The 12,500-nt window shown below is 40.5% G+C and carries 11 protein-coding genes; 4 read left to right on the forward strand and 7 right to left on the reverse strand.

Annotated elements, in window-relative coordinates; translation table 11 throughout:
* The first annotated feature begins 11 nt into the window (after window positions 1-11).
* A complete protein-coding gene (locus H5158_RS10515; RefSeq protein WP_182718253.1) occupies window positions 12-665 on the forward strand; it encodes a TrkA family potassium uptake protein in 654 nt (217 codons plus the stop codon).
* 2 nt (window positions 666-667) lie between these two features.
* On the forward strand, window positions 668-2,032 hold the full coding sequence (locus H5158_RS10520; protein WP_182739983.1) for a TrkH family potassium uptake protein: 1,365 nt from the start codon (window positions 668-670) through the stop codon (window positions 2,030-2,032).
* A gap of 553 nt (window positions 2,033-2,585) precedes the next feature.
* On the opposite strand, the gene H5158_RS10525 is transcribed toward H5158_RS10520, so the two are convergent.
* The 3 genes from H5158_RS10525 to H5158_RS10535 form a co-directional block, all read right to left on the reverse strand.
* Complete coding sequence (locus tag H5158_RS10525; RefSeq protein ID WP_149981943.1) at window positions 2,586-2,966, reverse strand: VanZ family protein; 381 nt, start codon at window positions 2,964-2,966, stop codon at window positions 2,586-2,588.
* A gap of 88 nt (window positions 2,967-3,054) precedes the next feature.
* Complete coding sequence (locus H5158_RS10530) at window positions 3,055-3,381, reverse strand: YkgJ family cysteine cluster protein (protein ID WP_182718251.1); 327 nt, start codon at window positions 3,379-3,381, stop codon at window positions 3,055-3,057.
* 47 nt (window positions 3,382-3,428) lie between these two features.
* Entirely contained in the window at window positions 3,429-5,378 is a 1,950-nt protein-coding gene (locus tag H5158_RS10535; protein WP_182739984.1) for an ATP-dependent DNA helicase RecQ, read from the reverse strand.
* A 267-nt stretch (window positions 5,379-5,645) separates the two neighbouring features.
* On the opposite strand from H5158_RS10535, the gene H5158_RS10540 reads away from it, so the two are divergent.
* On the forward strand, window positions 5,646-6,950 hold the full coding sequence (locus H5158_RS10540) for an NAD(P)/FAD-dependent oxidoreductase (RefSeq protein WP_182739985.1): 1,305 nt from the start codon (window positions 5,646-5,648) through the stop codon (window positions 6,948-6,950).
* A 404-nt stretch (window positions 6,951-7,354) separates the two neighbouring features.
* On the opposite strand, the gene H5158_RS10545 is transcribed toward H5158_RS10540, so the two are convergent.
* From H5158_RS10545 to H5158_RS23750, 3 genes are all read right to left on the reverse strand, one after another.
* Entirely contained in the window at window positions 7,355-8,329 is a 975-nt protein-coding gene (locus tag H5158_RS10545) for a transposase (protein WP_182718248.1), read from the reverse strand.
* 143 nt (window positions 8,330-8,472) lie between these two features.
* A complete protein-coding gene (locus H5158_RS23745) occupies window positions 8,473-8,769 on the reverse strand; it encodes a transporter substrate-binding domain-containing protein (RefSeq protein ID WP_182718247.1) in 297 nt (98 codons plus the stop codon).
* A gap of 27 nt (window positions 8,770-8,796) precedes the next feature.
* On the reverse strand, window positions 8,797-9,159 hold the full coding sequence (locus H5158_RS23750) for a transporter substrate-binding domain-containing protein (RefSeq protein ID WP_182740002.1): 363 nt from the start codon (window positions 9,157-9,159) through the stop codon (window positions 8,797-8,799).
* A 362-nt stretch (window positions 9,160-9,521) separates the two neighbouring features.
* Here H5158_RS23750 and H5158_RS10560 point away from each other — a divergent pair, with 362 nt between their 5' ends.
* Window positions 9,522-11,027, forward strand: a complete 1,506-nt coding sequence (locus H5158_RS10560; protein ID WP_182739986.1) for a DUF2235 domain-containing protein — start codon at window positions 9,522-9,524, stop codon at window positions 11,025-11,027.
* 52 nt (window positions 11,028-11,079) lie between these two features.
* On the opposite strand, the gene eat is transcribed toward H5158_RS10560, so the two are convergent.
* Window positions 11,080-12,477 carry an ethanolamine permease gene (gene eat, locus H5158_RS10565; RefSeq protein WP_220491282.1) on the reverse strand — a complete coding sequence of 466 codons (1,398 nt, stop codon included), beginning with the start codon at window positions 12,475-12,477 and terminating at the stop codon, window positions 11,080-11,082.
* Between the last annotated feature and the right edge of the window lie 23 nt (window positions 12,478-12,500).

Raw genomic sequence — 12,500 nt, forward strand, 5'->3', positions numbered from 1 at the left:
GAAGGAATACTATGGCACATTTTACAGTTATCGGTTTAGGCCGCTTTGGCATTGCAGCAAGCTTGGAGTTGATCCATTTAGGACACACAGTGACTGGCGTTGATAGCAACCCAAAACTCGCCGAAAAGTATGTTGAGCACTTATCAGAGACAGTGGTATGCGATTCAACAGATGAAGCGGCGTTAAAGGAGCTCGATTTAGCAAATAGTGAAGCGGTCTTAGTCGCGATCGGTGAAGATATGCAGTCCAGCATATTGTGTACCTTAGCACTAAAAAATTTAGCGGTTAAACAAATATGGGTTAAAGCCAGCACCAAAGCGCATCATACGATTATATCAAAGTTGGGTGTCTCGCGTATTATTCACCCAGAAGAAGAAATGGGTGTGCGCGTTGCACAAGCGCTTAATTACCCGATAGTGAACGACTATATTTCATTAGGCAATGGCTTATACGTTGTTGAAGTAAGTATAAAAGCTCACCTACATAAAACAAAACTAGGGCATCTACTCAGAGAAATAAAAGGCACTGTAGACCCTCTATTGGTAAAGCGCGCCAAGCAAACGTTTGTCAAGCTTGATGACGACTTTGAGTTACATACCCACGACACCTTACTGCTATCAGGTAGCCGAGTCGAATTAAACTATCTAGCTCCAAGGCTGTTATAACCATGGTTTTATGGCACCCTCTCAAAACGCCTATTGAGCGCAAAGTCAGTGGGCATAAAAAAATCAATGCTGCACCGCCGCTTATTTTATGCTGCAGCTTTTTGATATTAATCGCACTAGGGGCTTTAGCATTAAAGCTGCCTTTTGCCACCAATGAACCTATTTCGTGGATACAAAGTGCCTTTACTGCAACATCGGCGGTAACCGTCACCGGATTAGTTGTGGTAGACACAGGCTCCGCATTTACCCCTTTTGGCCAAGGGGTGATCGCGCTATTAATTCAACTTGGTGGCTTGGGTTTGATGACATTTGCAGTGGTAACCTTGCTGGCATTGGGTAACAAAGTTGGCTTTATTCAAAAAACAGTAACTAAAGCAGCTTTTAATCAAACAGATACATCAACACTTTTGAGTACGGCAAAATCAGTGTTGCTTTTTGCCATCATTGTTGAGTCACTCGGTGTTGTTATTTTAACGCTGTACTGGCTCCCTGAGCTGGGCTTACAAACCAGCTTTTTCCATGCGTTGTTTTATACCATTAGTGCATTTAATAATGCGGGATTTGCGCTTAGCCCCAACAGCCTAATGCAGTATGTTGACGATCCTGTGATCAATCTTACCGTTACTGGTTTGTTTATTATCGGTGGCCTAGGTTTTACCGTACTCATGGATGTGTATAAATCAAAACGTTGGGCAGCCCTTAGCACCTATAGTAAGTTAATGCTGATCAGCACGGTTATCATCAATATTGTAGCGCTGGTACTGATTTACGTTATTGAATATGACAATCCAAAAACACTGCAACCCTTGTCAGAAGTCGGTAAATGGCTAGCTGCTTGGTTTCAAGCCGTAACACCGCGTACGGCTGGATTTAATACCATTGCTATAGAAGAGCTGAGAAATGCCAGTACCGCATTAACAATGATGTTAATGTTTATTGGTGGAGGCTCACTCAGTACCGCAAGTGGTATAAAAGTAGTGACTTTTGTGGTGTTGATTTTAGCAACTTACAGCTACTTACGCCGCGATAAAGGCGTTACTGTGTTACGCCGAGAAATCGACAAAGAATCTGTATATAAAGCACTGGCTTTAACCCTTGTTTCAGCGGGTATAACATGGCTGGCTATTTTTACTTTACTGATTGTTGAAGATGCGCCTTTTTTAGATGTCGCCTTTGAGGCTGTGTCTGCACTTGGCACTGTAGGATTGTCGCGGGGTTTAACTGCTTCTCTTTCTCCGCTGGGCGAATTTATCATTATGTTTTTAATGTTTATGGGAAGGATTGGTCCCTTAACCATTGCCTACTTTTTAGCGAGTCCTCGCAGTAGGAAACTAAGGTATCCAAGCGCACAATTATCGATTGGCTAAATAGCAGAGCTGGGAGAATCTCAAACTAAATCCCAGCTAATGCTCGCTCAGTGGTTTACTCACCTGATGCCATTTAAAATTCGCCACATACTAACAGACGATTTTCATAGGTTAAAAACACAGATAATAACGCAGACACCCATCTTAATTTCGTAATATATAGACTAAAAATTGATTGGAAAATAACAAAGACATCCACTGTTAATTTATGGAATACAGCCAAAAATTAACCATGATGGTTTAAGAGCTTGCATAAAGATAATAACACAGACACCCATCTTAATTTCGTAATGTGTAAACTAAAAATTGATTGGAAAATAACAAAGACACCCATTGTTAATTTATGGAATACAGCCAAAAATTAACCATGATGGTTTAAGAGCTTGCATAACGAATATGAGGTTGGTTAATGGTTCTGAATTGAATTGAATAAAATTTAACTATCGATACATTAATAAACTAACGACAAAAAAACCTTCAAACCAGCGCTTGCTATGCAGGAGAAAAAGCTGTTCATTTGCAGTAATCAACTAATGTAAGCTAACAAAACTCGTCATCGCGAACCTTTATTTATCAGCTTGGTTATCAAACTAAAAGTGAGGATACCAAAAGCATCAGCAAGTAGATCAGCGATGTCTAAGGTTCTACTAGGTATGAAGTATTGGCTTAGCTCTTCCAATAAAACGAATAGAAACACGACGCTCGAACCAATATACAAATTGCATGACAATACTGAATATGATTTTAGCTTAAACGCAAAATTAGCACCTAGAGTAAGCAAACCAAATAAACAAAAGTGCCCTACTTTATCGCCATAAGGGATACTTCTAACAAGCTCAAAGAAAATACTATGTTGCCCCGTATTAGCTTGATATATGACCCATATAATAAAGCTAAGAAAAGTAACTGACACAATAGTGATTAATTTATGCATGATTGTTTAATGTTATTGTTGAGTTACCAACCATAGCCGAATAGTGATTATAATTCAATCACTTAGTGTTCCACTGCTAAAGCAACCATCAGATCCCTGCAAGGTCACGCTCGGTGATGCACTCGTCCGATGCCATTTCAAATTCGCGGCATACTAACGGGCGGTTTTCGTAGATTGAACACATTAAGGTATTGCGGTCGAGTGCTTGGCACCAACCATCATCGGCGCGTTTCATCACTTCGCTGCCCCATTTATCATACTCAATATAATGAAATGGCACACCGGTGTCGGTCACAATACGCACTTCTAACTGACAACAACATGCTTGGCAGTTAGCACAGGTAACCGGCTCAGGGGCGTTAGTAACTGTTTCAATAGGAATTATATTGTCGATGGGGATAACGGTTTGAGGCATAGCGGCTTACTAAAATAATGTTAGCCGCTTAGCATACACGAGCAAAACTAACGCGCCAGTAGTTTCGCTTTTATTTCGCTGTAACGCTGCTGCTCACACAAACCAAAACCACTGAGTTGACGCACTTTGTTACGCGCAAATAACGGTACGCTCATTCCCGCTAAAAAGCGGCATTGGGTTTCAATACCTATATTATGTATACCTTTACTGGCGAGGTGACTAAGTAACTCATCAACCTTTTGATAAATTACAGCATCGTTAGCAAAGCTATGAGCGAGTGAATATTCAAGTGTTACAGCTTGGCCTCTACATACTGAGCAATGGCCGCATTGCTGTGGCGCTTGATGGTCGTCAAAATAACGAGCAAGGTTATAGCTCAAACATGTTTTAAGCTCGAAAAAGCGAATAAGTGCCGCAATACGCTTAATTTCAGCTTGCTCTTTATCAACAAAATAGCTGTGTAATTGCTTAGCCAGCTCAGGGTTATTAATTACCTCATTATGTACTTGATAGACTTGGGTGATTCGCTTTGTTTCAAGTGCTATTAAATTCTTCTCTGCTAAATAATCAAGCGCTGCAACAACGCGTTTGCGATCCACCTGAGCGGCTTGGGTAAGCGTGTCAAAATTTAGTGTGCCCCAGATTTTTTTAAACTGGGTATGGTTAAATATTAACTGTAAAAATGCTTGTCTATCAGCATCAAAGTGACCAAGTAAAGCGGCTTTATCAACCAAAAACTTATATTTAAAGTCGGCGTAATAAGCATAAAGTGGTGTTATTGCACCTTGCATTTCCAATTGTACTAACAAGGTTTTAAGCGCTAATTGGCGAATATTACTATCACTTGAAAGGCTGTATTCTTGCATTTCCCACTGTTGACTTTCTTTTGAGTGATCGCTTTGGTGTTGGCGAATATCGTTGATCACATGCTCAATACCGCTAAGCTCTGGGGTATCGCCATAAACAAAGTTTTCAACCGTGTTTAAGCCATCTAAATTAGCCAATGTAAAACACTGCGATAGTTGTCCGTCTCTCCCTGCACGACCAATTTCTTGGCTGTAGTTTTCAATCGACTTTGGTAAATCATAATGAATAACAAAACGGATATCTGATTTATCAACCCCCATACCAAACGCAATCGTGGCCACTACGACATTAATTTTACCCGCCATAAAATCATCTTGGATACCATAACGCAGGGTATCTTCAAGCCCAGCATGATAAGCCACAGCGTGTAAGCCCTGGCGGCTAAGCGCTTCAGCGACTTGCTCTGCAGTATGTTGTAAGGTCACATAAACAATCCCTGGGCCCGTTTGCTCGCGCACAATATTAGCCAATGTACTTGCTTTATCAGCGCTTTTCACGCTGAGTATCGATAAGTCTAAATTAGCCCGATAAAACCCAGTTTGTACAATGCATTCTGGGGTAATTGCAAAACGTTCACTCATATCACGCTTTACTTTTTTAGTGGCGGTGGCCGTTAATAATAATACCAAGGGAATATTGAGCTCATCACGATAGCGCGGCAGTTTTAAATAATCAGGCCTAAAATTATGGCCCCATTCGGAAATACAGTGAGCTTCGTCAACCACCAGCATTGAAATAGCCACTTGATTAATAAATTCACGAAATCGCTCGTTTTTAAAACGTTCTACCGACACCATTAAGATTTTCACTTTACCGGCACGCACATCGCTCATTACAGTGTGGCTTTGCTCTGTAGTTTGGCTTGAATCAAGGCTTGCGGCATAAATTCCCTTGTTATTTAAAAAACCAATTTGGTCTTTCATCAGCGCAAGTAATGGCGAAACAACCAGCGTTAGATTAGGTAAATGCAATGCAGTTAACTGATAACACAATGACTTACCAGATCCAGTGGGGAAAATTGCCAATGATGATTGGTTATTTAGCAGTTGCTTTATGGTTTGCTGCTGACCTTGGCGAAATTGACTAAACCCAAAGTGTTGCTCAAGTGAAGAAAGTATCGATCCGCTCATAATATTTCCCTTTATTCATATTCCCTAATAAAGGAAATCATAGTTTGAAAATGCAATGTTTGCCATGGTAACTTTTTTTTGCTTTATTTTCTTGGCTTATCTATTTGTTCCTATTAAATTTTACTGACAAATCGTGAGAAAAGGCGCATTATAAATGCGTTGCTTGAAAAGGTATTTTGAACATTTTTGTTCAGCTCAATACCTAAGTGTTCTATACGTTTCATCATCATAAGAGCATTTAGGTATAATTCTTTTGAGGGCAATGAAATGATAACCACACATCCTAAAATCGTGATCATCGGTGGCGGTGCCGGCGGCCTTGAGCTCGCAACGCAATTAGGGCATAAACTAGGGAAGAAAAAACACGCCGACATTCTATTAATTGATAAAAATCGCACCCATATTTGGAAACCTTTGCTGCACGAAGTGGCAACGGGTTCTATAGATGCCGATTTAGATGGGGTAGTTTACTCAGCACACGCAGCAAAACATCATTATAACTTTCAACTTGGCACTTTTTGCAACCTTGATAACGCTAATAAAACCATCACACTCAGTGCCTTTAATGACGAACTTGGCCATCAAATTTTACCACAACGCACCGTTCATTATGACTACTTGGTGATTGCCATCGGCAGCGTCAGTAACGACTTCAATACACCCGGTATTAAAGAACATTGTTTTTATCTTGATTCAAACCAACAAGCGGAACGCTTTCAGCACGCGCTACTCGATAACTTTACTCGGCTACATCAAGACGACGACCCACAGCATGCATTAAATATTGCCATTGTTGGCGGTGGCGCAACAGGCGTTGAACTCTCAGCTGAGCTGTATCATGTTTCTGACTTATTAAAACTTTATGGTTTGACAAATATGTCGGCAAAGCGCTTACACATTCACTTAATCGAAGCAGGCCCGCGTATTTTACCCGCCCTACCAGAGCGTATAGCAAACTCAGCGAAAAGAGAGCTACTAAAGCTTGGTGTTAACGTTCGAGAAAACACCCAAGTAAAGCAGGCAACAAATCAAGGATTCATCACTAAAGATGATGAACAGATCGATGCCGACATTATGGTATGGGCAGCGGGTGTAAAAGCCCCCGATTTTATAAAAGATCTCGGGGTTTTTGAACTAACTCGTAATAACCAAATCATGGTGAACGACTATTTGCAAAGTAATAGCGATGACACCATTTTTGTATTAGGTGACTGTTGCGCGTTTACACAAAAAGATGGCAAATTAGTACCGCCCCGTGCGCAATCAGCCCATCAAATGGCACAATGTGTTGAAAAAAACCTAATTGCGACACTGCGCCAACAGCCGTTAACTGGCTTTGAATACAGCGATCATGGTTCGCTCGTCAATTTGTCACGCTACAGTACCGTGGGGAGCTTAATGGGCAACCTCACTAGTAATAGCTTTTTTATTGAAGGCAAGATAGCCCGCTTTATGTATATTTCGCTCTATCGCATGCATCAACGCGCTATCCACGGCAGCGCCAAAACCTTTGCATTATGGATCAGCGAAAAAGTGCTCCGGGTCGTTAGGCCAAAGATGAAATTACATTAAGCAACTAACAAGAGTAAGTGGAGCCGCCGCTTCACTTACACACCTAGAAATAAAATAAAAAATGACACCCATCTAGAAATTATAATGATACCCATTAAAATTAAAATTGACACCCATCCATACACCCATCCATATATATCTAAAAAAATGCAAACTTACATTTTAAAGCAATGGATTGAAGGTAAATAAAAAAGACACCCATCTAAAAATTGCAATGACACCCATTCAAAATAAGAATGAAATTGCAAACATCCAGGTTAGGGCAATAAACGAAACAATTAAAAACCGTAGTTATTTTCAAAAAGGACTTTTATACAAATGGCAGATAAATATCAGGCGTTTGCATTTTTAGGCGTCAAAAAAATCTGAATTAATAAGTTATGTATTATTGGTTGGCTACGTTATCACGCTAGTAATTTTTCGCAATTCGTTAGATTCGTTCGTCGCTTAAAGTGTTGATGTTCACAAAACATATTTAACGACTCAGGTCTTCCAACAGCACCGTGAAAAACGGTGGTAAATTTGCTGGTAACTTTCAACCAGTTTTCGGGGGTTATTTGCAACCTTTCAAGCAAAGGGGTTAGATCGGCGGCTATATAACCTATTTTATCAGGACGAATACAGCGCCCTGTCGCATCAACAAGAGAAAGGTAGGAAGTTAGCTCAAAAGGTAAACCTTTCACCATATGCTGTGTTGCCATCCCTGAAAAATGTTGTAATGATTTGGGCTGTTTCCCTGCTGCGACCGAAATAATACGCTTTTTGACACTCGTGAAATCTGAATTTTCTGGTTTGTCAGCAATACCTGCACGAACTGGGTTTAAATCAACATACGCCATACATGCTAATAATGCGGCTTCATCAAGTAACGCTTGGGATTTGAACCGTCCCTCCCAAAATCGCCCCTTACAGTCATCTTCTTTATTTGCTTTTCGCGCTATATATTCATTTAAAGAGCGCATGAACCAGCTAATATCCATTAACCTTGAACGATATTGCGCAATACTATCTGTAACTATTTTCATCTCAAAAGATGCTAGCTTTTCACCTTTAGCAAAACGTCGTGTTAATTCAGAACCTTTAAAGGCTTTATGCCAGCGAATTGCAACTGCTCTATCATTTACTCTTTCCGCCTTTTTACTATCTACGTACACTACAATATGAGTATGATTACTCATTACTGCATAAGCGCACACATCTATAAAAAAGAGAGATGCCAAACTCATTAGCTTATCTTCAACCCATTTTCTGCGGTGTTCATAACATTGACCCGTATATTCATCCACACCACACAAATAGGCACGTCTTACACATCGTGATATACAATGATAGTAACGAGTGTCCGTTAAACTGATTTGTCGATTTCTTGCAGTAGCCATAAATATCTCAGATATCACGTTCCTTATAAAATACTAGTTCCTCATGGTAATACTGCAAATATAGTCATTATTATGGGTGTCATTTAAGTTTGAATTACTACAATCGCCATTTATTAGGTGGGTGTCTTTATTTTTTTTATTAGTTACTCTGGCTGTGCTGAGGCTAGATGTTCGTAACGGGCTAATATTTCATCATATTCACCTGAGCGCTTTATTTGCTCTAGCCCTTTGTTGAAGGAGGTTATTATATATTCAGCATCGGGATGCTCTTTACTGATCCCTATATGAAGAGGGTGCTTAATTAAAGCTGGTTGCCAAATTGTTAGCTCTGTTGAGTAACCATTTTTTTTCATTTCAAACCATGCTGCATATTTATCAACCAGAGCAATATCAGCGCGATGCTTTTTTACATGCTCAAGACAACTATGGACATTAAGCAAAGGAACGATTGTAAGCCTATCAATAGACTATAAATACTCATGATATCCATAACCTCTGATTGTACTGATTGTTAAGCTTTCTAGGCTGTGAGGCCCTTGATAATCAAGCTGCGACTTAGTATTACTAATTATGCTAAGTTCATTAGTAAAGTAGGGCTGGCTGAACAAAATTGTTTTAGCACGATTTTCTGTCCACCATAATGCAGGGATCAAATCTATTTCATTATTTTCTAACATTCGCATTGCACGACTAAATGGCGCTATTTTAATATCGAATGCAATATTCTGGCTAAAAAATGCAGCACGTACAAGCTCAGTAGTCATACCCGTTCCATCAGCAAATATGTAGGGAGGCCATTCATTATGAGATCCTACTAAAGGCTGTGTTATTGAATTAGAAAGCGCAGCAGTACTTTATATGCATAACAGCAAAATAATAAAAAATTTAGTCATAGCAACACGATACCTTTTATCATGCCTATCTAAAGATACACAATAATACATTTGCTCTAGGCAAATCTGCGTAACTTAACTATTTAACCTAAGGCTTAATGGCAACTTGAACTTTGTTACTAAACCAGAGCTTCAACTGTTTAAGCTTAGACTACATTTGACTATATTATTTTCAATCTATAAAAAAGTATTGCCTAAAATTAATAACAAAAAATCCTTATAGCATATTTGAGTGGATTGTCTTCAAATTTAAATAATTTACCTGTAAGTTATAAAAAACCACATAAAGGAATGATGCTATGACCGCGAAAACGCTGATTTTCAACTTTGATGGCACAGGTAGTGAGCCACGTGATGCTGAGCAGTTCAGCTCTGCGCATTTTAAGGAAGATGCAAGCATTTCGAATATTCTCAAACTTCATTTATTAATGGGTGGCCAATTAAATAACGAGCCCGTTACTCCTTTTACTAATCAACTTAGCTTCTATTACCAAGGTATTGGAACTCAAGGAAGTCGTTTAAAGCGATTCCTCAATCAATCTTTCGCACCACGCGATGACGATGTTGCCAGTATTTTAAATCATGCTATAAATGATTTTAAGCGCTACTACAAAACTGGCGATACATTGTTACTCACTGGCTTTAGTCGCGGCGCTGCGTTAGCACGACGTTTTGCAAAGTGCTTAGAGCCGCTCATAGATAATAACGTTTATTTATGCGTATTTGATACTGTGGCATCCATTGGTTTATCCAAAGTCACCAAGGCCACCCGAGGCGCTGAGCATGTTATTTTTGAAAACCATACTTTAGCGACCAACATAAATCAGGCTCTGCATTGTGTGGCACTGGATGAAAAGCGTCGAGCTTTTGAGCCTACCCTTATAAATCATCAAAACAATGTACATGAAATATGGTTTGCAGGCGCACATTCCGATATCGGTGGTGGCTATTATCGAGATGGGCTGGCGGATATTTGCTTACGCTTTGCAATGGAGTGGTTACTTGAACTGCCTGTGGCTTTATCCTTTTTAACTAGTCAAGCAATCGAGTATTCATCGTTATTTCCTGCGGATCAAAACAGTTTTATCGCCCAAGATGATATGACCATCACCCCAGATCCTCTCGCGTTAAGCCATCAACAGAATTATTTTTGGTTTAATCCTTTATTTAAACTGATTGATCGTGAATGTACCGTGCTGGTTGATGACGAACAAAGTAAGCTGTTACCCATTATCCACCACAGTGTTGCTACACGTATCAATCAATTAACCAGTTATCGTCCCGAGTCTTTAAAAAACCTTAGTTATCAACTGCTGTATGCAGATCAAACTACGCTTAGTTTTAACGGTTTGTCTGCCCATATAGCTTTAAAAAATCAAAACATGTCAGTGTTACAAATTGGCCAAAGCCAAGATGTGTTGGTTTATGCCGCAGAGCAATACAATGCAACAGGACTAATGCTTGAACAAGGGGCTACTTATCGCTTTAGCCCTTACCCAGAACAACTTTGGTATGACGATGGCGTAAAATGTGGGCCACAAGGTTGGCACCGAGATAACCTACAGTTGGGTGTAAAAGAGCTCCCCATGGCATTGCTCGAACCCTTTCGTCGTTTACCACATGCAAACTGGTTTGCCTTAATTGGTGCTATTGCCCATAGCGATAATGATGCTTTTGAGATTGCCGATGGGGATGAATTTAAAATGACTCACTCAGGAGAATTTACGCCTTTTGCAAATGATTTGGTGCGTTTTTATGGCGCTAATGCTGGGCGTATAAAAATAAACGTGACCCGCCTTGGTTAATTGCATTATTAATAGGCCGTGCTAACGGCCTATTGATAACATTAAACTATCACTATTTTGCACTTAAAGCGGCTTCAGCTTCAGCCAACATAGCAAACTCTTCATCGGCACTGTGTGCGACTAAGTGCTTACTACTGTATGCAAAGTAATAAATCGCTCCGATCACAAATAACACCACAGTAAACAAGAATGCACGAGGATCAAACGCGTATACCCCAGTTAAAGCCACCAAAGATAAGACCAGCGCAATTGCTGAGGTTATCATGCCACCTGGCGTTTTATAAGGTCGTGCGAGTTCAGGCTGTTTAATACGCAGTAAAATATGGCTCAATGCCATCAATGCATACGAAACCGTAGCGCCTACCACGGCCATCGCCAGCATTAAATCACCTTCACCACTTAATGATGCTAAGAAGCCAAAAATACCCGGCACAATTAAGGCACGTGCCGGCACTTTTCGTGAAGTTGTAACCGACAAACTTTTTGGAAAGTAGCCCGCTCTAGAGAGCGCAAACACTAACCGACTATACCCATAGATAATCGAGAAAAACGACGCCACTAAACCCGCTAAACCTAATATATTAACGAGTGTTGCTAAGCTTGCATTCCCTGTTACGTTTAGCGCATCAACTAACGGCACGGCACTAGACCCCATTGCGCTGGCACCACCGGCACCAGGGATCAATACTACGACTAACAGAGCAGTAAACAATAAAAACAACATTGCACCTATAATTCCTTTTGGCACGTCTTTAGCTGGTTCTTTGGCTTCTTCTGCCGCTAATGGTACGCCTTCAACGGCTAAAAATAACCACATTGCAAACGGCAATGCAGCCCACACGCCATACCAACCAAAGGGCAAAAACTCGGAGGCTCCAGCAGCATCGGTGATGGCAATATCAAACAATCGCGACACATCAAAATGTGTAAATAATGCGATCGCAGTGGCTATAATGGCAAAAACCGCTAAGCCACTTATCACCATCATCACTTTTAACGCTTCACCCACTCCCGCTAAATGAATACTGATAAACACAATATAGAACAACGCATACACCCAAGGGCCATTAAAACCCAGTAGCGCTTCGACTGCCGAGCCAATAAAAATAACAATCGCAGCGGGTGCTAATGCATACTCGATTAACACGGCCAAGCCGGTCAAATAACCACCAGCAGGGCCCATTGCCTGACGCGCAAAACTATAGCCACCACCCGATGCCGGAATGGCCGCCGACATTTCTGCTAATGACAAAACCAAAGTTAAATACATTACCGCCATTAATACTGTGGCGACAGCAAAGCCTCCCCAACCAGCTTCTGCAATACCAAAGTTCCAACCTGCAAAATCCCCAGAAATAACATACGATACTCCTAATCCCGCCAATAAAATCCATCCCGCGGAGCCTCGTTTTAACTGTCTTTTTGCAAGGTACTCTTTATTATCTGACATTATCTTCTCCTGCTATTTATTGT

The sequence above is a fragment of the Pseudoalteromonas sp. SR45-6 genome (assembly GCF_014163545.1).
Taxonomy (GTDB): Bacteria; Pseudomonadota; Gammaproteobacteria; order Enterobacterales; family Alteromonadaceae; genus Pseudoalteromonas; species Pseudoalteromonas rhizosphaerae.

Bases quoted from the DNA above. Each gene is read 5' to 3' on its own strand.
- H5158_RS10530 (WP_182718251.1), bottom strand. From the start codon at position 3,381: ATGCCTCAAACCGTTATCCCCATCGACAATATAATTCCTATTGAAACA.
- H5158_RS10515 (WP_182718253.1), top strand. From the start codon at position 12: ATGGCACATTTTACAGTTATCGGTTTAGGCCGCTTTGGCATTGCAGCA.
- H5158_RS10535 (WP_182739984.1), bottom strand. From the start codon at position 5,378: ATGAGCGGATCGATACTTTCTTCACTTGAGCAACACTTTGGGTTTAGT.
- H5158_RS10525 (WP_149981943.1), bottom strand. From the start codon at position 2,966: ATGCATAAATTAATCACTATTGTGTCAGTTACTTTTCTTAGCTTTATT.
- H5158_RS10560 (WP_182739986.1), top strand. From the start codon at position 9,522: ATGACCGCGAAAACGCTGATTTTCAACTTTGATGGCACAGGTAGTGAG.
- H5158_RS10545 (WP_182718248.1), bottom strand. From the start codon at position 8,329: ATGGCTACTGCAAGAAATCGACAAATCAGTTTAACGGACACTCGTTAC.
- eat (WP_220491282.1), bottom strand. From the start codon at position 12,477: ATGTCAGATAATAAAGAGTACCTTGCAAAAAGACAGTTAAAACGAGGC.
- H5158_RS10520 (WP_182739983.1), top strand. From the start codon at position 668: ATGGTTTTATGGCACCCTCTCAAAACGCCTATTGAGCGCAAAGTCAGT.
- H5158_RS10540 (WP_182739985.1), top strand. From the start codon at position 5,646: ATGATAACCACACATCCTAAAATCGTGATCATCGGTGGCGGTGCCGGC.